The following is a 21,000-nucleotide window of genomic DNA, read 5'->3' as shown; positions in this document are numbered from 1 at the left end:
CCTTCAGCGCCGCCCCAGCAGAGGCTGCGCGTCATCCGCCCAGCCACGCGCCGAGCGGCCCGTCGCCAGTCCCGCGGCGAACAGCGTGTTCATGTAAACCGCGTCGAATGGCTGGTAGGACGGCAGGTTCAGGTCAGGCGGCACCGCCGTCACGTTGAAGTCGAAGCCGTCGCGCCGGGCCTGGGCCTGCATGTCGGCAATGTTGCTGACCGACTGGTGCTTGATCAGCGTGGTCACGCTGCGCGCGGCGATCGACACGACGCCGGGCGGGGTGGCCTGATGCTCGGCCGCAAGCTTGGAATTGCGGATCACCCACATCCGCCGCGGTCCCCGCGGCGGCGGCGGCCGCAGGTCGGGCGGATAGGCGAAGACGCCGCGCGTGACGCCGCCATCGACATGCAGTTCCTGATAGCGCCGCCCGCCGGCCACCACGTCGATGGTGACGGGCGGGAAGGCCCCCGGCACCGAGGCCGAGGCGAGCAGGATCTTGCGGATCAACTGCACCCGGTCGGGCTGCCCTGATGCGGCGATCCGCCCGATGTCCCAGATCACCTGCCGCTGGGCATCGAGATCGGTCGTCCCGATCAGCAGCAACCGGCCGCGCCGTCGCTCGGCCGCGATGACGGCGACCATCTGCGGCGTGACGATCCGGTTGATCTGGTCGCGCAGCGGCGCGCTGTCCCCGATCGAGGGCGCGCCCGCCAGCACCGCCAACGGGCGCAGGATGAAGATGTCGGCGGCCGTGGTCTGGGTGTAGAACCGCTGCAGCGCGTCGTCATAACCGGGACCGAGGAAGGCCAGCGGCGCGATCAACGCCCCGGTGGACACGCCCGTCACATAGTCGAACTCGGGCCGGTCCCCACGCTGGGTCCAGCCCTTCAGCACGCCCGCGCCGAAAGCCCCGGCATCCGCGCCGCCCGACAGGGCCAGCAGGTCCAGAGGCTCGCCGGAGGCCAGCCGCTCCAGCGTGGCGCGGCCCAGGTCGTCGGCCGAGGCGTCGCTGGGTCCAAGCTCGTCGCCGTAGAAACGGATATGGGCATAGCCCGCGGGTTCGGCCTGCGACTGGACTGCGGCCGGAACGGCGGGGGCCATGCGCAACGGCACGATGCCGCAGCCGGCCAGCGCCACCGCCGCCGCCACCGCAAACATGCGCACGAAAGCCTTGGGGATCATCACGCCCGGCGCCGCAGCCGCTGCAACGGGCGTGGCACTGCCGTTTCCGCCATCACCCCCGCCGCCCTGCGCCGCCCATGGCCCGCGCGCGCTTCCTCGGGTCGCTTTCGAACAGCGCGGCCAGTTGTTCGGTCATCGCCCCGGCCAACTGGTCCACATCGGTGATCGTGACCGCGCGCTGGTAATAGCGGGTCACGTCATGGCCGATGCCGATGGCGATCAGTTCGACCTGCGCCCGCCGCTCGATCATGGCGATCACGTCGCGCAGGTGCTTTTCCAGATAGCTTGCGGGGTTCACCGACAGGGTGGAATCGTCCACCGGCGCGCCGTCCGAGATCACCATCAGGATGCGCCGCGCCTCGGTCCGCCGCGCCAGCCGCCGATGCGCCCATTCCAGCGCCTCGCCGTCGATGTTTTCCTTAAGCAAGCCTTCCTTCATCATCAGCCCGAGGTTCGGGCGAACCCGCCGCCAGGGCGCGTCGGCCCCCTTGTAGATGATGTGGCGCAGGTCGTTCAGGCGCCCCGGCGTGGCGGGCCGCCCATCCTGAAGCCATTTCTCGCGGCTCTGCCCGCCCTTCCAGGCGCGGGTGGTGAAGCCGAGGATTTCCACCTTGACAGAACAGCGTTCCAGCGTCCGCGCCAGCACGTCCGCGCAGATCGCGGCGATGCTGATGGGCCGCCCGCGCATCGATCCCGAGTTGTCGATCAGGATCGTGACCACCGTATCCCGGAACTCGGTGTCCTTCTCCCACTTGAAGGACAGCGGAGTCGTCGGGTTTGCCACCACCCGCGCCAGACGGCCCGCGTCGAGCGTCCCCTCCTCGCGGTCGAATTCCCAACTGCGGTTCTGCTGGGCCTGAAGGCGGCGCTGCAGCTTGTTGGCCAGACGGCTGACCGCCCCGCGCAGGGGTTCCAACTGCTTGTCCAGATAGGCCCGCAGGCGTTCCAGTTCGGCAGGATCGGCCAGATCCTCGGCCCGGATCTCCTCGTCGAAGGCCTGCGTATAGACCTTGTAGTCGGCGCTGGCCTCGCTGACGGGCGGGGGCAGGTCCGGCGGCATCTCGCTGTCCGCCATCTCGGCGTCCTCGACCAGTTCCTCGTCGGACTGGTCGTCCAGGGACACCTGCGCCTGCCGCTCGTCCTGCGTCCGCTCCTGGCTTTGTTCGGGGCTGGCCTCGGCGTCGTCGCCTTCCTCCTGCTCGCGGGACTGGTTGTCGCCGGATTCCTCGTCCTGCTCGGCGTTCTCGTCCGAGTCGTCCTGCTGCGGCTCGTCGGGGTCGTCGCCCAACTGGTCGCCATAGCCGAGGTCGGCGATGACCCTGCGCGACAGCCGTGCGAAGGCCGCCTGATCCGCCAGCGCCGCGCTGACGTCGGCCAGCGAGCCGCCCGCCTGCTGTTCCACGAAGGGCCGCCACAGGTCCGCGACATGCTGCGCGGCCGGGGGCAGCGCCCGACCCGTCGCCGCCTGCCGCACCAGATAGCCCGCCGCGACCGAGAGCGGCGCGTCGGCAGGGGCCTTGATCTGGGCATAGCCCTTGCGCTCGGCCTCGGCGCCCAGCCTGGCGTCAATGTTCGACAGCGCGCCGGGCATGTCGCGGGCGCCCAGCGCCTCGCAGCGGGCGGTTTCCATCGCCTCGTAAAGCTCGCGCGCCATGGGGCCTGCGGGCGCATAGCGGGCATGGGTGGGGGCGTCGTGGTGGCGCAGCTTCATCGCCAAGGCGTCGGCGGTGCCGCGCGCCTGCACGATCTCGTCCCGCGTCATCCGCCGGCTGATCTGCGGCAGCCGCATGGTGTCGCCCGCGACGCCCGAAGGGTCGGCGGTGAAGGTGACGTTCAGTTCATGCTCGTCGGCCAGGGCGCGGGTCGCCTCGGCCAGCGCCTTCTTGAACGGATCGGCGGGGTTGTCGGTCTTCTTCATGATGATCTTTTCCGACGTTCGGGGACGGCTGTCCATAAGGCTTCGCTGTCGGACCGGGGGCCAGCCCCATCGTCGTACACGACGATCCCGGGATACTTGTCCGAAGAAGATGGGATCAAGGAAGGCTCAGGAGTCCGGAATGACGCGCTGCCGCAATGTGCCGGCGCGGTCATAGAGCAGAATCTCGCCTGCATCGGTCACGACCACGGTCCAGTCGCGGGCAAAGGTGATCGCGGCGGCACTCGCGCCACCGGGCAGGGCCAGCCCTTCGGGCAGCGCGGGCAGCTGCGGTTGGGACAAGCGCAGCCAGAGGATCGCCACCAGCGCGAGGATGCCGAAGCCCATGACCAGCGCCAGCGCCGTCACCAGCCGGCGCAACCATGCGAGTTCGGGCACTTCCGCCGGGTCGTCACCTGCCCTATGATCCCGCGCCATGCCCGACCTCGTCCTGACCATCCCGGCCGACTGCCCAGCGGCCGACGCCTTGCGGCTTGATAAGGCGCTGGCCGAGGCCGCGCCAGAGTCAGCGGCCCTGTCACGCTCGCGCATCGGCAAGCTGATCGCCGAGGGCGCCGTGCGGGGACCGGACGGGCCGGTGCGCGACGGCAAGACCCGCGCGGTGCCGGGCGACTATACCATCACCATCGGCGCGCCCGAGCCGATCGACGCGCAGCCCGAAGCGATCCCGCTGGACGTCGTCCACGAGGACGATTCGCTGATCGTGATCGACAAGCCTGCGGGGATGGTGGTCCATCCCGCGCCCGGCTCGCCCTCCGGCACGCTGGTGAACGCACTGCTCGCCCATTGCGCGGGCAGCCTGTCGGGGATCGGCGGGGCAGCCCGGCCGGGGATCGTCCACCGGATCGACAAGGACACCTCGGGCCTGCTGGTGGTCGCCAAGACCGACCTCGCCCATCACGCGCTGGCCCGGCAGTTCGAGGATCACTCGGCCGCCCGCCGCTATCTGGCGCTGGCGCATGGCACAATCGACCTAGCCGACCCCCGGCTGCGCGGCCTGCCGGGCGTCAGCTTCGAACCCGGTGGTGTGCTGCGGATCGCAACGAAGCTGGGGCGCCATCCGACCGACCGCCAGCGGCAGGCGGTCAGCATGGATCATGGGCGCCACGCCGTCACCCGCGCCACGATGCTGGAAAGCTTCGGCACGCCTCCCTCGGCGATGCTGGCCGAATGCCGGCTGGAAACCGGGCGCACGCACCAGATCCGGGTCCATCTGGCCCATTGCGGGCTGGGGCTGATCGGCGATCCGGTCTATGGCGGCGCCCGTCGCGCCTCGGCCCGCGCGCTGGGCCGCGCCGCCGCAGCGGTCACAGGCTTCCCCCGGCAGGCGCTGCACGCCGCGCATCTGGGCTTTGCGCATCCGCAGGACGGGCGCTGGCTTGCATTCGATAGTGAAATACCCGCCGATATGCAGGCGCTGGTGGCGACCCTGCGGGGAACCCCGCCTTCAGGCGCGACGTTCCCTGAATGATCCCGCCAGCGTCATCACACAGGAAAGGACAATGGCAAATTATACAAGGCTTCCGGCACCCAGCCCGGAACAGGGCCTCAACCGCTACATGCAGGAGATCCGCAAGTTCCCCCTGCTGGAGCCGCAAGAGGAATACATGCTGGCCAAGGCCTGGGTCGACCACCAGGACTCCGAGGCCGCGCACAGGCTGGTCACGTCGCACCTGCGGCTGGCCGCCAAGATCGCCATGGGCTATCGCGGCTACGGGCTGCCGCAGGGCGAGGTCATTTCCGAGGCCAATGTCGGGCTGATGCAGGCCGTCAAGCGCTTCGACCCGGAAAAGGGCTTCCGCCTCGCGACCTATGCGATGTGGTGGATTCGCGCCTCGATCCAGGAATACATCCTGCGGTCGTGGTCCCTGGTGAAGATGGGCACCACTTCGGCCCAGAAGAAGCTGTTCTTCAACCTGCGGAAAGCCAAGGCCAAGCTGGGCGCGCTGGAGGAAGGCGACCTGCGCCCCGACAACGTCCGCCAGATCGCCACCGACCTGAACGTGACCGAGCGGGAGGTGATCGAGATGAACCGCCGCCTGTCGGGCGGCGATGCCTCGCTGAACGCGACGGTCGGTTCTGCGGACGGCGATTCGACTGCGCAGTGGCAGGACTGGCTGGAGGACACCAGCGCCAACCAGGCCGAGGACTACGCCGAGGCGGACGAGCTGGACACCCGCCGCTCGATGCTGCTGTCGGCGATGGACGTTTTGAACGACCGCGAGAAGGACATCCTGACCGAACGCCGCCTGCGCGACGACCCGATGACGCTTGAGGCGCTGTCCGAACGCTACGGCGTCTCGCGCGAGCGTATCCGCCAGATCGAGGTCCGCGCCTTCGAGAAGCTGCAGGAGCGGATGCGGCGGCTGGCGAGCGAACAGGGCATCCAGATCGGCGAGGAATAGGAACCGGCCGCAGCGTCAGGCCCGATCGTCGTGCAGGGCATTCCGGACGGTTCCAGGTATCCAGCGGGATCGTCATAGGCGACGCTGGGGGGCGTGAAGCCCTCGCTCCCCACCCGCAGTCGCCGCGAGGACCCCTTCGCGATTACCTTGGCCGCATCGCACGCACGGCTCTGGACGCAGGCTGCTGAATCGGCACATTCTTGCCGAAACCCCGCCCCGTTCCTGACGGACTGGCGCACCCACAGGAAAGGGCTTCCGCGATCGTGACCGCACTGACGCAGTTCCAGCGCCTCGAGGCGACCGGCGTCTGGCGGCCGAACCCGTCCGAGCGGCTGCGCGACGTGATCGTATCCTTCGGGGACGCCACGCTGATCCTGCGCGACCCCCGGTCCGAGGAACCCCTGTCCCACTGGTCCCTGCCCGCCGTCACCCGCCTGAACCCCGGCCAGATGCCCGCGATCTTCGCGCCGGGCGCGGCCGAACAGGACGAGGTCGTCGAGATCGGCGACACGCTGATGGTCGATGCGATCGAGCGCGTCCATTCCGCTATCGCGGCCAGCCGCCCACATCCCGGACGCCTGCGCGGGGTGCTGCTGTGGTCGCTGATCGGCGCGGTGGTGCTGGCGGGTGCGGTCTGGCTGCCGGGCGCGGTGATCGCCCATGCCGCGCGGATCGCGCCCTCTGCGCAGCGGACGGCGGTAGGGCTGTCGATCCTTGCCGACATGCGGCAGACCACCGGCGCGCCCTGTGACCGGCCCTCGGGCGCGGCGGTGCTGGACAGGCTGTCGGCACGGCTTCTGGGCCCCGAGGGGCGGATCGTGGTGCTGCCCGCGACGATGCGGGGCGCGCGGGCGCTGCCGGGACGGATCATCGCCATCGGCGACGACATGATCGCGGGCGAACCGGGGCCGCAGGTGGCGGCGGGCCATGTCCTTGCGGCGGACCTCGTGGCCGCCGAGGGCGATCCGCTGCGCAAGGTGCTGGACGAAGCCGGGCTGCGGGCCGCCATGTCGATGCTGACCTCGGGCGAACTGCCCGCCCGCGCCATCGCGGGACAGGGAACCGCGCTGCTGCTGCGCCCCGCCCCGCGCCCCAACGAAGATGCGCTGCTTGACCGGCTGCGCGAGGCGGGCGTGCCCAGCGAGCCCTATGCCCGCTCGCTCGATCCCAGCGGCGAGACGGTGCTGACGCTGATCGAGGCCGACCCGTTCCGCGCGAATCCTCCGCCCGAGCCGCTGATGTCGGACGGCGAGTGGGTCCAGCTTCAGCAGATCTGCTCGCGCTGATCCGGTCCCCGCGAGGGAACGGGGATCATTCCCCGCGGCCGGTGTTCCTGAACCACAGCGGACTGACCAGATTGAGGCCGAGGATGCGCAGGATGTGATGCGCGCCGACAAAGGCGGGCTCGAGGTTCAGGACCAGCGCCATGGCCGCCATTGCCTCGACCCCGCCCGGCGCATAGGCGAGCCACAACTGCCCGAAAGGCAGGTCCAGCACCCATGCGCCCCCCGCTGCGAACAGCGCCGAGACCGCCAGCGCCAGCAGGATGCTGACCGCTGCGCCCGGCACGGTCTGCGTGACCGTCTGCAGGGTCGTGCCCCGGAACCGCGCGCCGATGACCGCCCCCGTCGCGATGAAGCCCAGGATGACGAGCGGCTGCGGAAACCCTCCATGCACCAGGCCCGACGCATGCAGCGTGGCGCTGATGGTCATGGCGGCCAGCAGCGTGCCCGCCGGGACATGCAGGCGGTTCAGCAGCACCGCCGCGGCGCCGCTGGCCAGGAAGACCGCCAGCGCCTCGGGGACCGAATTGACGGGTCGCTGCGGCAATGCCGCGCCCTGCGCCTGCACGCCGCCATTCAGCAGCGACAGGATCGGCGGCATCAGCGCGACCAGCGTGAAGACCCGCAGGCTCTGGGCCAGGATGACGCGCGGCAGGTCGGCGCTGCTGTTCGCGGCGATGATGGCAACCGAGGAAAACGCCCCCGGCATCGAGGCGAAGCGCGCCGTGGTCCGGTCCCAGCCATGGACGCGCTGCAGGTAGAGGCTCGATACGCCCATGGTCGCACCGATCGAGGCCACCAGCATCACGACGCTGCCCGGCCATGCGGCGATCTCTGCAACGATGCCGGGCGTCACGCTGGACCCGATCGAGATGCCCAGAAGCAGAAAGGCGATCTCGCGCAAACCCCGGCGCAACTCGACCGGCAGGCCTGCGACCGCTGCCAGCGCCGTCGCGACCATCGCCCCCATCAGCCAGGCCGCAGGCAGGCCGAGCGCCGCGAACAGCCAGGCGCCGAAACCCGCGATGGACAGCGTTGCCAGATCCCACCCGAACCGCCGCAAGCCGGAACGGAAGAACATGGGTCGCGGCATTCTTCGGATGTCCTTTCGCTCGACGTCAGGTCTGCCCGACTTGCGCGGCCGGCGCTTCAGCCTCTGCCGGGATGGAAACGCGCGGGCAAGCCCTGCCGGCTGCCGATGAACCGGAAACCACAATTGCCGCTTGGGGCCAAAGCGGCAGTCCTTCTGCCCGGACTGGCGCCCACCTTCCCGGCCTCAGGCGTTGAACAGGAAATGCAGCACGTCGCCATCCTTGACCTCGTAGGTCTTGCCCTCGACGCGGAACTTGCCGGCCTCGCGGGCGCCGGCCTCGCCCTTGCCCGCAACGTAATCGTCATAGGCGATGGTCTCGGCTCGGATGAAGCCCTTTTCGAAATCGCCGTGGATCACGCCCGCCGCTTGCGGAGCGAGCGTCCCCTTGGTGATCGTCCAGGCGCGCGCCTCCTTGGGGCCGACGGTGAAGTAGGTCTGCAGGCCCAGAAGCGCGTAGCCCGCGCGGATCAGGCGGTCGAGGCCCGCCTCCTCCAGCCCCATCTCGGACAGGAACATCTGCGCCTCGTCGGGGGCAAGCTGGCTGATCTCCTCCTCGATCCGGGCCGAGATGACGACATGGCCGGCGCCTTGTTCGGCGGCCATCTTAGCCACGGCCTCGGAAAAGGCATTGCCGGTGGCCGCGTCCTCCTCGGCCACGTTGCAGACGTAAAGGACGGGCTTGGCGGTCAGAAGCTGCAGCATGTCCCAGGGCTTGCGGTCGTCCTCGGCCACCGTGACGGTGCGGGCAGGCTGGCCTGCCTCCAGCACGGCCTGCGCCTGCTTCAGCAGGCGCTCCTGCGCGACCGCCTCCTTGTCGCCGCCCTTCAGCTTGCGCTGCAGGTTCGCCATCCGCCGCTCGACCGACTCCAGATCGGCGATCATCAGCTCGGTCTCGATGGTCTCGGCGTCGGCAACGGGGTCCACGCGGCCCTCGACATGGGTGATGTCGCCATCCTCGAAGCAGCGCAGGACATGGGCGATGGCGTCCACCTCGCGGATGTTGGCAAGGAACTGGTTGCCCAGGCCCTCGCCCTTGCTGGCGCCCTTCACCAGCCCGGCAATGTCCACGAAGGTGATGCGCGTCGGGATGATCTGCTTCGACCCGGCGATCCCGGCCAGGGCGTCGAGGCGCGGATCAGGGACGGCGACCTCGCCCACGTTCGGCTCGATGGTGCAGAAGGGGAAGTTCGCGGCCTGCGCGGCGGCGGTGCGCGTCAGGGCGTTGAACAGAGTGGACTTGCCCACGTTCGGCAGCCCGACGATACCCATGCGAAAGCCCATGATCCCATTCCTTCCAGCGGTTGGGGCGCTATCTAGGTCACGCGGGCGGGGGCGTAAAGCGGGCCGCGCGGGCCTGCCCGCTTCCCCTTTGCGGCCGCTGCCGGTAAAGCTGCATCAACGCAGGAAAGGCCCCGGCATGAACAGCGAACCCCTCATCACCACCCCCGCCGAGGCCACGCGGCCGCAGACCCGCATCGACCGGCTTTTTGCCCGGCTGGGGGAAAACAACCGCAAGGCCTTTGTCACCTATATCATGGCCTTCGACCCGGACCGCGACGCCTCGCTGCAGATCATGCGCGGGCTGCCCGGCGCGGGCGTGGACATCATCGAGCTGGGCATGCCCTTCACCGACCCGATGGCGGACGGGCCGACCATCCAGGCGGCAGGTCAGCGGGCGCTGGCGGCAGGCGGCACGATCAGCGGCGTGCTGGAGATGGTGCGCGAGTTCCGCCAGTCGGACAACGAAACGCCGGTGGTGCTGATGGGCTATTACAACCCGATCTACGCGCGGGTGGGCGGGGTCGAACGCTTCCTGTCGGACGCGGCCGAGGCGGGCGTGGACGGGCTGATCGTCGTGGACCTGCCGCCCGAGGAGGATGCCGAGCTGTGCATCCCCGCGCAAGCCGCCGGGCTGAACTTCATCCGTCTGGCCACCCCCACGACGGACGACCGGCGACTGCCGGCAGTGGTGCAGAACACCTCGGGCTTCGTTTATTACGTCAGCGTGACCGGCATCACCGGCGGGCCTGCCGCCGACGCTGCCGAGGTCGCCCCCGAGGTCGTCCGCATCCGCAAGGCGGCCGGGCTGCCGGTGGTGGTCGGCTTCGGCATCTCGACGCCCGAGGCGGCCGAGGCGGTGGCGCGGGTCGCGGATGGCTGCGTCATCGGCTCGGCCATCGTGAAGCAGATCGCCGAGGGCAAGCCGGTGGCGGAGGTGCTGGATTTCGTGCGCGGTCTGGCCGAGGGCGTGCATCGGGGATGAGCGGGCGGCGCGGATTGCAGCCGCATGGGGGCTTTGCCCCCGTCGTTCTGCGAACGACTCCCCCAAGATATTTTTTCGAAGAAGATGAGGCTTGAGGGTTCTGGAATGGCCATGCCGGGGCCTTTCGTGATCCGGGATGCGGGGGCAGAGGATGCCCTTGGCATCGCGGCGATCTGGAACCCCATCATCCGCGACACCGCCATCACCTTCTGGCCCACCGAGCGCCGCGAGGACGAGATCGCCGCGATGATCGTCCAGCGGCAGGCGGCGGGCCACGCCTTCCTGATCGCCGCCACCGCTGCGGGCGTGGCGGGCTTCGCCACCTGCACGCAGTTCCGCGGCGGCGCGGGCTACGCGAAGGCGCTGGAACATTCGATCCATGTTGATCCCGCGCATCGGGGCATGGGGCTGGGTACGGCGCTGCTGGCGGCAATCGAGGATCACGCCCGTGCCGGCGGGGGGCGGATCATGATCGGCGGGATCACCGGCTCGAACCAGGGTTCGCTGCGCTTTCATGAACGCCACGGTTATGCGCGTTGGGGCTTCATCCCCGCTGCCGGCTGGAAATTCGGGCAGTTCCATGATCTGGTGCTGATGGGCAAGGACCTGTCCGCCCTGTGACCTTCGGCAGTGCCGTCGCGCATGGCCCGTATGCCTGCTGCCCTTTCGCACGGGCCTGCGCTCGGCTAGGCTGGGCGTCATGGACGATTTCGCGATCACCGCCCAGGCCCCGCCGCACCTGCCCCCGCCCCGCGGGTTCTGGCAGCGCATCGGCGACCGCCTTGCCGCGCTGATTGGGCGCAACCGCGCGGTCGTGCCGCCGGAACGGTCCGTCGCCTTTACCATCGGGGTGATCGCGCTGGGGGCCAAGATCGCCAAGGCCGACGGCCGCGTCGCGCGGGAGGAGGTCGCGGCCTTCCGCCGCATCTTCAAGATCCCCCGGTCCGAGGAACGCCACGCCGCCCATGTCTTCGACCTTGCCCGCAAGGACGTGGCCGGGTTCGACCTGTGGGCGGAACGGCTCGCGCGGCTGTTCCCACCCGGCGACCCGGTGCTGGTGGATGTGCTGGACGGGCTTTACGTCATCGCGACCTCGACCGCGCACGAGCTGCACGAAGGCGAGCAGGTGTTCCTGGACGAGGTCGCCCGCATCTTCGGCATCTCGCCCGAGGATCACGCCGCCATCCGCGCCAGCCGCACGCCCGGCCAGCCGCGCTGCCTGCCCTGCGAGGTGCTGGGCATCCCCCCCGGCACGCCCCTGCCCGAGGCGCGGACCCGCTATCGCAATCTGATCCGCGAAAACCACCCCGACCGCGCGCAGGCCCATGGCCTGCCGCCCGAGGCGATCCGGCTGGCCGAATCGCGCACCCGCGCCATCAACGAGGCCTGGGACGCCTGGCGCGCGCAGTTCGGCTGAGGGACGGCGCGGGAACCCTTGTCTCGCCCCGGCGGTTCGTCTTCTGCCGCCATCACAGGACTGCCCGCATGATCCGTTTCGCCCTGACCGCCGCGCTGGTCGTTCCCCTTGCCGGCGCAGCCACGGCCCAGGACTCGCCGTGGCAGATGCCGCGCGCCGAGGAGCCGCCGGCGGGCGAGGCGCGCCCCTACGAACTGCCGGATTCGGAACCGGGGCTGCTGGACAATTTCTTCAACGACCTTCTCAGCCGGGCGCAGCCGCACCTGCAGGGGCTTGCCCGCGACATGAGCGGGCTGATGCAGGACTATCGGCCCGTCTTCGAGGAAATGTCGAAGCTGATCGACGACCTCGGCAATTACGAACTGCCGCCCGAGCGGCTGCCGAACGGCGACATCATCATCCGCCGCAAACCCGGTGCACCCCCGCCTCCGCAGCCCGAGAACGTGCCGGACCTCGCCCCCCGGATCAACCCCGTCCCGCCGGGCGCAGGGATCGAGCTTTAATACCGCAGCCGCGCGAATTGCGACTGGTCCGAGGCCGCCCGCGCCTGCCCCAGCGTGACGATGCCCTGCCGCGCCAGCAGCGGGATCATGCGCCGGAACACCTCGGCCGTCGCCAGCGCATCGCCCAGCGCGGTGTGGCGCCCGCCGATCCGAACCCCCAGTCGCGCGGCGATGGCTTCCAGGCTGTGGCTTTCCTCGGCCGGATGCAGGACGCTGGACAGCAGCAACGTGTCCAGCACCGGGTGGTCAAAGCGCAGGCCGGTCGCCCGTTCCTTCATCTGCAGAAAGCGCAGGTCGAAGGCGACGTTGTGCCCGACCAGGACGCTGCCCTCGGCAAAGCGGTGGAAGACCGGCAGCGCCTCGGCGATGGTCGGCTGGCCCTGCACCATGTCCTGCCGGATGCCATGGATTGCGGTGCCCGCTTCCGGGATCAGGCGCCGGGGATCGACAAGCTGGTCGATCACCTCGCCTTCAAGGATGCGGGTGTTGAGAATGCGGACGGCGCCGATCTGGATGATCTCGTCCCCGCCCGCGGGATCGAGGCCCGTGGTCTCGCAGTCGAAGACGGTGAAGGACAGTTCCACCAGCGGGCGGCTGTCCACCGCCTCGCCATGGCCGGCGGTGAACAGGTCGAAGTCGTAGAACTCGGGGCGGCTGCCGGGCTTGGCCTCGGCCAGGGCCGTCTCGACGGCGGCGAGCGGCAGCAGCATGCGGAAGAAGGATCGCCCGGTGTCGGGGTTGCGGCCGACCCAGATCTCGCCCCCGTGGCGGTCGATCACATCGCGGACCGACACCGTGCCCGGCACGCCGTCGATCGGCTCGTCCGGCATCGTGCTGAGCGCGCGCGGGTCCACCGGGGGGATGCCTTCGCGCACCACCCAGTCGAGGTCCAGATGCGCATGACGCCCGGCGCGGTTCAGCCGCAGCCACAGCACCGGGTCGTGGCGCAGGTGCAGGATGCGCCGGGCGAGGTGATCCAGCGCACCGATCAGCCCGAAGCTGTCGATCCGCAGCCACAGTTCCGCGTCGGGCGGCGAGGTGGTGATGGGCGCCCCGGCCGTCGCCTGCAGCCTGCGGACGGCCGCCGCCATCAGGTCGCTGCCCAGCATGTCGTGCAGGGGCCAGCGGGCGGCAAGCTCATGCGCGGCCTCGGCATCGTCGGCCAGCAGCCGCTCGCGCATCTGCGCGACCTCGTCGCCAAGGACGGACAGGAAGCGCTCGCGGTCCTCGGGGGAAAGGTCGGGGTAATCCAGCATCTCCAGCGCCGCCTGCAGGTTGGCGATGGCGGCACGGCTGCGTTCCGTCATCCGCAGCAGCGCCCCGTCGCGCCGCGCCTGCCGCTGCTGGTCCTCGGTCACGTCATCGACCAGCAGGACGTAGCCCCGCAGCTCGCCCCGCTCGCCTTCGGCCTGCTGCACGGGGGCGAGACTGACGCGCAGCAGGTGCCCGTTGGCCGAGGTGGTGACGACCTGCGCGACCGAGGCGCTGGCGGGCACCCCCCGGGCGATCCGCCCTTCGACCGTTTCCAGCGCATGGCCGATGGCCGCGGGGTCCAGCACCGCATGGATCGACCGGCCCAGCGCCACCCTGTCCGCGCCGACCGCCAGCCGGCCGGCCAGCTTCCGCATCCGCGCGTTGTAAAGCAGCATGCGCCCGTCGCGGTTGCAGACAGCGACGGCGTGATCCAGTTCGTCCATCAGCGCCGCAAGCTGGTCGCGCTGTTCGGCGACGCTGCGGCTTGCCTCGTCGACCAGCCGCGCCATCTCGACCCGCAACTCGCGCCGCTCGGCCACGAGCCGCTCGATCTCGGACCCCAGGGCGCGGGTCGCGCGGGTCGTCATGACGGCTTCGGGCAGGCTGGCGGCATCTTCCTGTGCGGCAAGGATGCGGGTCGCGGCCAGCAGCCGCTCGGGGCCGCGGACCAGGCGGCCGTAAAGCTGGCGCACCAGCCAGCCCGCAAGGGCCGCGGCGATCAGCCACCACAGCACCAGCAGCATCCCGTGGCTTTGCAGCGCCACCCGCCAGGTCGCCCGCAGGGCGGCGCTGCGCGGTCCCAGCGCCAGCAGGAACACCACCGCGCCCAGCACGACCCACAGCGCAAGCGCGACCCCCGGCGCAAGAACCGCCGCCACGAGGCCGCGCCGCCTCATCCCAGAAGCTCGCGCACCCGCGCGATCAAGTCGCGGGTGGAAAAGGGCTTGGGGACATAGGCGTCGGCACCCGCGCCGATGCCCCGCGCCATGTCGGGGGGGCGGGCCTTGGCAGTGAGCATCAGGATGGGGGTCGCAGCGATCTCGGGGTCGGCGCGCACGGCCTCGCAGACCTCGAATCCCGACATGCCGGGCATCATCGCGTCCAGCAGCACCAGCGCGGGCCGCTCGGCCCGGATCAGGTCCAGCGCCTCGGCCCCGTTGCGGGCGATCAGCACGCGATGGCCCTCGCGCTTCAGCATGAACTCAAGCGAGATCACGATGTTCGGCTCATCATCGGCGATCAGGACGGGGCGGGTCATGCCGCACCCTCCGCCAGCGGCAGGGACAGGGCGAAGCAGGCGCCGGCGTCGGAAGGCTCGACCGACAGGCTGCCGCCATGGCGCCGGGCGATGCGGCGGCTGACCGGAAGGCCGAGGCCCGTGCCTGTCTGCCCCAGCCGGTGGAAAGGCTGGAACACCGCCTCGCGATCCTCGGGCGCGATGCCGGGGCCGTTGTCGATGACGCGGATGGTCACGGCGTCCCTGTCCGGGGCAAGCGCAAGGGCGACGTGCCCGCCCTGCCCCGAGGCAGCCTTCGCCGCGTTCGACAGCAGGTTCAGCAGCACCTGCAGCAGCCGGTCGCGGTCGCCCCGGACCGGGGGCGCGGTCGCCGGCAGGTCCAGCGACAGTTCGACACCGCGTTCCCGCATCAGCCCGGTGGCGAGCCGCGCGGCCTCGGCGGTCAGGGCCAAGGGGTCCAGATCCTCCATCCGCCACTCGGCCTCGGCCGATCCGATCCGCGCCGCCTCCAGAACCTCGTCGACCAGTCGTCCCAGCCGGCGCGATTCATCCGCAATGATGGACAGGAAGCCGCGCCGCTCGTCCTCCTCCATCTCCGGCGTGTCGAGCATCAGTTCCGCCAGCGCGCGGATCGTGGTCACGGGGGTCCGCAACTCGTGGACCATCGCGGCGACGGCTTCCTCGGTGAACAGGTCCGCGCTCATGCGACCAACCTGAAATGCTGGACCAGCCAGCCGCGGAAGTCGCGCACGATGGCCAGCGCCTGCTTCAGCCCCTGCCGGTTCAGCGTGCCAAGGGCATCGATCCGGATCAGGTTGTCCGGCACCCGCCCCTCGGCCATCTGCGCCAGGTTGTTGTCAAGTTTGACCCCCATCAGCAGATGCAGCGCGTCGGTCAGGTCGCGGGCCAGTCCTGGCCTGATCCGCCGGGCCGAGGCCAGAGCCCTCAGCCGCTCGGCCGTCGAAAGCTCGGGGATGCGGTATTGCAGCGCCAGCGCGCGGGTGCCCTGCACGATGGGAAAGATGCCCAGCTTCTTGATGTCGATCTCGGCCCCCGCGCGGCCCTTCATGCCGGGCAGGCGGCTCCACCAGCTTCCATCCTCGGCAAAGCTGTTGGCCGAGGCGGCAAAGCGCGCCAGATAGGCGTCGTTGCCCGCGATCAGCCGTCCCATATGCGCCTTGAGACCATCCAGCAGGCCCGTGTCCCCGGCCACCGGCAGGGCGTCCATGAAGATGGCGAGGTTCATCGGACCCTCGGGATCGGTCCCGTGAATCCATTCCCCGATCGCGGCGCGGTAGCCTGACACCGTGCGCCGCCAGTCGGGCCGGCTGGCCATGATGCCACCCGGACAGGGGGGATAGCCGAAATCGACCAGCGCGGCGGTGAAGGCGGCGGTCGCCTGTTCGGCCCGTTCCTCGGGAAAGCCGTCGGGCAGGATCAGGCCGTTGTCCTGGTCGGTCCGCATGATCTGCTCGCCCCGCCCCTCGCTGCCCATGACGATCAGGCAGGATGCGGCGCGCAGATCCTCGGGCGCGACCAGTTCCCACAGGCGGCGGAAGACGGCGCGGTTCAACTCGCCCACAAGCCGTGCGATCACCTCGACCCGCACGCCGTCCTCGTGCAGCACGGCGATCAAGGGCGCGATCTGGTCGGCGGCCTTCTTCAGTTCGGCCACCGTTCCCGCCTGCGCCGCTTGAATGGCGATCAGATGCGAGTGGTTCGCCACGAAGCTCATCAGGTCAAGCTGGCCAAGGACGCCCACGATCTTGCGGCCCTCGTGGACCGCGACCCGATGGACCCGGTGGCGCAGCATCAGGATCATCGCCTCGATCAGCTCGGCATCAAGGGGGACCGAGACGGCGGGAAAGCTCGCGACCTCGCGCACGGGGATGGCGGCGGGGGGCCGGTCCATCAGCAGCACGTCGCGAAGGTTGGTGGTGGTGAAGATGCCGATGCCCGCGCCATCGCGCACAAGGGCGTCGGTGACACCGTTCTCGGCCATCAGCCGGCACAGCGTCACGATGTCGGTGTCGCCATCGACGAAGAAGGGCTTGCGCAGGAACGCATCGCGCACCTGCGAGGACAGCAGCGTCAGCGTCTCTCGCCCGGCATGGTGGCCTGCGGCGGAGGTCAGGGAAACGGCCGGACCCGAAGGTCCGACCGCGTGGTCTTGCAGGTGGCGCCCGTTGTTCAATGCGCCGAGGCTTCTGACGCGCCGATGCCGGTTTCGGACCGGATCTGCTGCGGCAGGAACCCCGCCTTGTCGACTGCGGCGCGCCGGCTCTTGTCGGTCACCGAGAAGAGCCAGATCCCCAGGAAGGCCAGCGTCATCGAGAAGAGCGCGGGCGAGGTATAGGGGAAGGGCGCCGAACCCGCCTCATTGCCCAGCGTGACTTCCCAGACCGAGGGCGACAGCACCGTCAGCAGCACCGACGAGATCAGCCCGAGGAAGCCGCCGATCACGGCGCCGCGCGTGGTCATGCCGCTCCAGAGGATCGACAGGAACAGCACGGGGAAGTTCGCCGAGGCCGCGACCGCGAAGGCCAGCGACACCATAAAGGCGATGTTCTGCTTCTCGAAGAGAATGCCCAGCAGCACCGCGACTACGCCGAGCGCCAACACCGTGTAGCGGGATACCCGCAACTCGGCCGCGCTGTCGGCATGGCCCTTTTTCACAATTGTGGAATAGATGTCGTGCGACACCGCCGAGGCGCCCGACAGCGTCAGCCCGGCCACGACCGCAAGGATCGTCGCAAAGGCCACCGCCGACATGAAGCCCAGGAAGATGTTGCCGCCAACGGCGTTCGCCAGGTGGACGGCCGCCATGTTGTTGCCGCCGATCAGCGGAGCGCCAAGGACGCCGCCTTCCAGGAAGCCGGGGTTGGTCAGCACGAAGGTGATGGCGCCGAAGCCGATGATGAAGGTCAGCATGTAGAAATAGCCGATCCACACCGTCGCCCACATCACCGACTTGCGCGCCTCTTTCGCGCTGGGAACGGTGAAGAAGCGCATCAGGATATGCGGCAGGCCCGCGGTCCCGAACATCAGCGCCATGCCGAAGGAGATGGCCGAGATCGGGTCCTTGACGAAGTTGCCCGGTCCCATGATCGAGCGCCCCGTCGCGGCGGCTTCCTCGGGCGCAGCGCCCCCGGTCGCGGCAATGTCGGTCTTGATCCGTACCGATTCCGCAAATAGCCGCTCGAAGCTGAAGCCGAACTGCCACATCACCATCAGCGCCATGAAGGACGCCCCGCCCAGCAGAAGGCAGGCCTTGATGATCTGCACCCAGGTCGTGGCCGTCATGCCGCCGAACAGCACGTAGACCATCATCAGCCCGCCGACGATGACTACGGCCATCCAGTATTCCAGCCCGAACAGCAGCTTGATGAGCTGGCCCGCGCCGACCATCTGCGCGATCAGGTAGAAGGCCACGACGACCAGCGTGGACGATGCCGCGAACAGCCGCACCGGCGTCTGCGAGAAGCGAAAGGCCGCCACGTCGGCGAAGGTGAACTTGCCCAGATTGCGCAGCCGTTCGGCCATCAGGAAGGTCAGGATCGGCCAGCCGACAAGGAAGCCGATCGAATAGATCAGCCCGTCGAAGCCGGTCGCCATCACCGCCGCCGAGATCCCCAGGAACGAGGCCGCCGACATGTAGTCCCCGGCGATCGCCAGCCCGTTCTGGAAGCCGGTGATGCCGCCGCCCGCGGTGTAGAAGTCGGACGCCGACTTGGTGCGCCCGGCGGCCCATTTGGTGATGTAGAGCGTGCCCGCCACGAAGACCGCGAACATCCCGATGGCGGTCCAGTTGGTCGGCTGCCGCACCGCCTCGCCCTCGATGGCAGGCGCGGCCATGACCAGTGACGGGACGGCGATCAGAAGCGAAAGGCCGAGAATGCGGCCAAGTGTCAGGTTCGACGTCATTTTAGCGCCTCGCGCTTGATGCGATCGGTCAGGTCGTCGTATTCGCGATTCGCGCGCAGGACATAGACGCCGGTCAGGACGATGGTGATGAGGATCACGCCGAAGCCGATCGGAATCCCCCAGGTCGTGACCCCGCTGCCGATGGGCGTGGCCAGCAGGTCCTTGCCGAACGCCACCAGCAGGATGAAACCGTAATAGACGATCATCATGATGATCGTCAGCGTCCATCCGAATTTAAGTCGCCGCGTTCGCAGCTTGTCATAATTCGGGTCGGACGCGATGCGTGCAAGCATCGGGTCGAGCATTCAGTCGTCCCTCCTCCAAGGTTCCTTGACTTTTTTATCCTTTTGGACGCCCGGTCGCTGCCGGGCATCCGCGGGTTTCATCTGCAAGCCGCCAAGGCCCGCGTCAGTTGCGGTTCATGCGGTTCTCGATCAGTTCCTCGACCACGCCCGGGTCGGCCAGGGTCGAGATGTCGCCAAGGCTGCCATAGTCGTTTTCCGCGATCTTGCGCAGGATGCGGCGCATGATCTTGCCCGAGCGCGTCTTGGGCAGGCCCGGCGCCCACTGGATCAGGTCGGGCCTGGCGATGGGACCGATTTCCGTCCTGACCCAGGTTTCCAGGTCCTTGCGCAGTTCCTCGGTCGGCGTCACGTCGTTCATCACGGTGACATAGGCGTAGATGCCCTGCCCCTTCAGATCGTGCGGATAGCCCACGACCGCCGCCTCGGCGACCTTGGGATGGGCGACAAGCGCGCTTTCGACCTCGGCCGTGCCCATGCGGTGGCCCGAGACGTTGATCACGTCATCGACCCGGCCGGTGATCCAGTAATAGCCGTCCTCGTCCCGCCGGCAGCCGTCGCCGGTGAAGTAATAGCCCGGATACTGCTGGAAATACGCCTCTTCGAAGCGCTGGTGGTCGCCCCACAGCGTCCGCATCTGCCCCGGCCAGCTGTCGGCAATGCAAAGCACGCCCTCGACCCTGTTCCCTTCCTGCACCGCGCCGGTCGAGGCGTCCAGCACCGCCGGCTTGACCCCGAAGAAGGGCAGCGTGGCCGCGCCCGGCTTGGTCTCGATGGCATAGGGCAGGCTGGTGATCATGTGCCCGCCGGTCTCGGTCTGCCAGAAGGTGTCAACGATCGGGCATTTCCCCTTGCCGATGTGCTTGTCGTACCAGACCCAGGCCTCGGGGTTGATGGGCTCGCCGACCGTTCCGAGGACGCGCAGGCTCGACAGGTCGTGCTTCTCGACCCACTCCGTCCCCTGGCTTATCAGCGAGCGGATGGCAGTCGGCGCGGTGTAGAACTGGGTGACCTTGTGCTTTTCGCAGACCGCCCAGAAGCGCCCGGCGTCGGGATAGGTGGGCACCCCCTCGAACATCACGGTGGTCGCGCCGTTGGCCAGCGGGCCATAGACGATATAGCTGTGGCCCGTGACCCAACCCACGTCCGCCGTGCACCAGAAGACGTCGCCGTCCTGGTAGTCGAAGGTGTATTGATGCGTCATCGACGCAAAGGCCAGGTAGCCGCCGGTCGTGTGGACCACGCCCTTTGGCTTGCCGGTGGACCCCGAAGTATAAAGGATGAACAGCGGGTCTTCCGCGCTCATGGGCCGGGGCGGGCAGTCGGGGCTGGCAAGCTCCATCAGGTGCTTCACGTCCACGTCGCGGCCCTGCACCCAGGTCGTCTGGTCGCCGGTATGCTTGACGACAAGGCAGCGCACCTTGTCCGAACAATGCAGCAAGGCCGCGTCGGTGTTCGACTTCAGCGCCGTCCTGCGCCCGCCGCGCGGCGCGGTGTCCGAGGTGATGACCACCTTCGCGCCCGAGTCGTTGATCCGGTTCGCCAGGGCGTCGGGCGAAAATCCAGCAAAGACGATGGAATGGATCGCCCCGATCCGCGCGCAGGCCAGCATCGCATAGGCGGCCTCGGGGATCATGGGCAGGTAGATCACCACCCGGTCGCCGCGCATCACGCCCTGGCTCAGCAGGACGTTGGCGAAGCGGTTCACCTTTTCCGACAGTTCGGCATAGGTGATGTTCAGCGCAGGCTCGCTCGCATCGTCGGGTTCGAAGATGATGGCGGTCTGGTTGGCGCGCTTGGGCAGGTGGCGGTCAACGCAGTTCACGCAGGCGTTCAAGACCCCGTCCTCGAACCACTTGATCGAGACCTGCCCCAGCGTGAAGTCCGTGTTCTTCACCTTGGTGAAGGGCTTGATCCAGTCAAGCCGCTGCGCCTCGCGGCTCCAGAAGCCTTCGGGATCGGACAGCGACTCGGCGTAGCGGGCCTTGTAGTCTTCAGGCGTCACGTGGGCTTTGGTGAACCCTTCGGGGATAGGGTGCTTGGCGACATGTTCGACGGACATATGACCTCCTGGCAATGGAACGACCGGCAGCGGCTCCCCCCGCTGCGGAACGCCCGCGCGCACAAATCACGGCGGGTTGAGCAAAGCCTATGTGCGCGCCAGCGGCTTGTCACATGCAAATGTTGCAAAACTGTTTCCGCCCGCCATG

At 68.9% G+C, this 21,000-nt stretch carries 19 protein-coding genes; 7 read left to right on the top strand and 12 right to left on the bottom strand.

The window, feature by feature from the left end; all coding sequences use genetic code 11:
- Window positions 1-3 precede the first annotated feature (3 nt).
- From JGR78_RS03965 to JGR78_RS03955, 3 genes are all read right to left on the bottom strand, one after another.
- Window positions 4-1,149 (bottom strand): patatin-like phospholipase family protein, encoded by a 1,146-nt coding sequence (locus tag JGR78_RS03965; protein WP_234450928.1) that lies wholly within the window; start codon window positions 1,147-1,149, stop codon window positions 4-6.
- 76 nt (window positions 1,150-1,225) lie between these two features.
- Complete coding sequence (gene cobT / locus JGR78_RS03960) at window positions 1,226-3,091, bottom strand: cobaltochelatase subunit CobT (RefSeq protein ID WP_182803116.1); 1,866 nt, start codon at window positions 3,089-3,091, stop codon at window positions 1,226-1,228.
- Window positions 3,092-3,217: 126 nt separating this feature from the next.
- A complete protein-coding gene (locus JGR78_RS03955; RefSeq protein ID WP_182803114.1) occupies window positions 3,218-3,526 on the bottom strand; it encodes a DUF6476 family protein in 309 nt (102 codons plus the stop codon).
- On the opposite strand from JGR78_RS03955, the gene JGR78_RS03950 reads away from it, so the two are divergent.
- The 3 genes from JGR78_RS03950 (at window position 3,525) to JGR78_RS03940 (ending at window position 6,800) form a co-directional block, all read left to right on the top strand.
- Window positions 3,525-4,580: an RluA family pseudouridine synthase gene (locus JGR78_RS03950; RefSeq protein WP_182803112.1), complete on the top strand. Its 1,056-nt coding sequence runs from the start codon at window positions 3,525-3,527 to the stop codon at window positions 4,578-4,580. The two genes, JGR78_RS03955 and JGR78_RS03950, sit on opposite strands and share 2 nt — an antisense overlap.
- A 31-nt stretch (window positions 4,581-4,611) precedes the next feature.
- Window positions 4,612-5,514 carry an RNA polymerase sigma factor RpoH gene (rpoH, locus tag JGR78_RS03945; protein ID WP_182792364.1) on the top strand — a complete coding sequence of 301 codons (903 nt, stop codon included), beginning with the start codon at window positions 4,612-4,614 and terminating at the stop codon, window positions 5,512-5,514.
- A gap of 263 nt (window positions 5,515-5,777) precedes the next feature.
- Window positions 5,778-6,800, top strand: coding sequence for a hypothetical protein (locus JGR78_RS03940; protein WP_182803110.1), 1,023 nt, complete (start codon window positions 5,778-5,780; stop codon window positions 6,798-6,800).
- Between the two features lie 25 nt (window positions 6,801-6,825).
- Here JGR78_RS03940 and JGR78_RS03935 read toward each other — a convergent pair whose 3' ends face one another.
- The gene (locus tag JGR78_RS03935; RefSeq protein WP_200559440.1) at window positions 6,826-7,890 is read right to left on the bottom strand and encodes an AbrB family transcriptional regulator; all 1,065 of its coding nucleotides are present in this window, start codon (window positions 7,888-7,890) and stop codon (window positions 6,826-6,828) included.
- A gap of 183 nt (window positions 7,891-8,073) precedes the next feature.
- A complete protein-coding gene (ychF, locus tag JGR78_RS03930; protein WP_182803106.1) occupies window positions 8,074-9,171 on the bottom strand; it encodes a redox-regulated ATPase YchF in 1,098 nt (365 codons plus the stop codon).
- A 136-nt stretch (window positions 9,172-9,307) separates the two neighbouring features.
- On the opposite strand from ychF, the gene trpA reads away from it, so the two are divergent.
- From trpA to JGR78_RS03910, 4 genes are all read left to right on the top strand, one after another.
- The gene (gene trpA, locus JGR78_RS03925; protein ID WP_182803104.1) at window positions 9,308-10,153 is read left to right on the top strand and encodes a tryptophan synthase subunit alpha; all 846 of its coding nucleotides are present in this window, start codon (window positions 9,308-9,310) and stop codon (window positions 10,151-10,153) included.
- 111 nt (window positions 10,154-10,264) lie between these two features.
- Window positions 10,265-10,774 carry a GNAT family N-acetyltransferase gene (locus JGR78_RS03920; protein WP_220495354.1) on the top strand — a complete coding sequence of 170 codons (510 nt, stop codon included), beginning with the start codon at window positions 10,265-10,267 and terminating at the stop codon, window positions 10,772-10,774.
- 79 nt (window positions 10,775-10,853) lie between these two features.
- Window positions 10,854-11,570: a molecular chaperone DjiA gene (locus tag JGR78_RS03915; RefSeq protein WP_182792360.1), complete on the top strand. Its 717-nt coding sequence runs from the start codon at window positions 10,854-10,856 to the stop codon at window positions 11,568-11,570.
- Window positions 11,571-11,638: 68 nt separating this feature from the next.
- Entirely contained in the window at window positions 11,639-12,073 is a 435-nt protein-coding gene (locus JGR78_RS03910; protein ID WP_182803102.1) for a hypothetical protein, read from the top strand.
- Here JGR78_RS03910 and JGR78_RS03905 read toward each other — a convergent pair.
- From JGR78_RS03905 to acs, 7 genes are all read right to left on the bottom strand, one after another.
- Window positions 12,070-14,223: an exonuclease domain-containing protein gene (locus JGR78_RS03905; protein ID WP_182803100.1), complete on the bottom strand. Its 2,154-nt coding sequence runs from the start codon at window positions 14,221-14,223 to the stop codon at window positions 12,070-12,072. The two genes, JGR78_RS03910 and JGR78_RS03905, sit on opposite strands and share 4 nt — an antisense overlap.
- Window positions 14,220-14,585, bottom strand: a complete 366-nt coding sequence (locus tag JGR78_RS03900) for a response regulator transcription factor (protein ID WP_182792357.1) — start codon at window positions 14,583-14,585, stop codon at window positions 14,220-14,222. The genes JGR78_RS03905 and JGR78_RS03900 overlap by 4 nt, the downstream gene beginning before the upstream one ends.
- On the bottom strand, window positions 14,582-15,268 hold the full coding sequence (locus JGR78_RS03895) for a sensor histidine kinase KdpD (RefSeq protein ID WP_182792356.1): 687 nt from the start codon (window positions 15,266-15,268) through the stop codon (window positions 14,582-14,584). The genes JGR78_RS03900 and JGR78_RS03895 overlap by 4 nt, the downstream gene beginning before the upstream one ends.
- Window positions 15,265-16,758: a DUF294 nucleotidyltransferase-like domain-containing protein gene (locus JGR78_RS03890; protein ID WP_234450849.1), complete on the bottom strand. Its 1,494-nt coding sequence runs from the start codon at window positions 16,756-16,758 to the stop codon at window positions 15,265-15,267. The genes JGR78_RS03895 and JGR78_RS03890 overlap by 4 nt, the downstream gene beginning before the upstream one ends.
- Complete coding sequence (locus JGR78_RS03885) at window positions 16,755-18,488, bottom strand: cation acetate symporter (protein ID WP_182803098.1); 1,734 nt, start codon at window positions 18,486-18,488, stop codon at window positions 16,755-16,757. The genes JGR78_RS03890 and JGR78_RS03885 overlap by 4 nt, the downstream gene beginning before the upstream one ends.
- Complete coding sequence (locus tag JGR78_RS03880) at window positions 18,485-18,793, bottom strand: DUF485 domain-containing protein (protein WP_182792354.1); 309 nt, start codon at window positions 18,791-18,793, stop codon at window positions 18,485-18,487. The genes JGR78_RS03885 and JGR78_RS03880 overlap by 4 nt, the downstream gene beginning before the upstream one ends.
- A 103-nt stretch (window positions 18,794-18,896) precedes the next feature.
- Window positions 18,897-20,852, bottom strand: coding sequence for an acetate--CoA ligase (gene acs / locus JGR78_RS03875; protein WP_182792353.1), 1,956 nt, complete (start codon window positions 20,850-20,852; stop codon window positions 18,897-18,899).
- Window positions 20,853-21,000: the final 148 nt, after the last annotated feature.

This window comes from Paracoccus sp. MC1862 (assembly GCF_016617715.1).
Lineage (GTDB): Bacteria > Pseudomonadota > Alphaproteobacteria > Rhodobacterales > Rhodobacteraceae > Paracoccus.
This window is presented reverse-complemented; position numbering and strand designations above follow the sequence as displayed.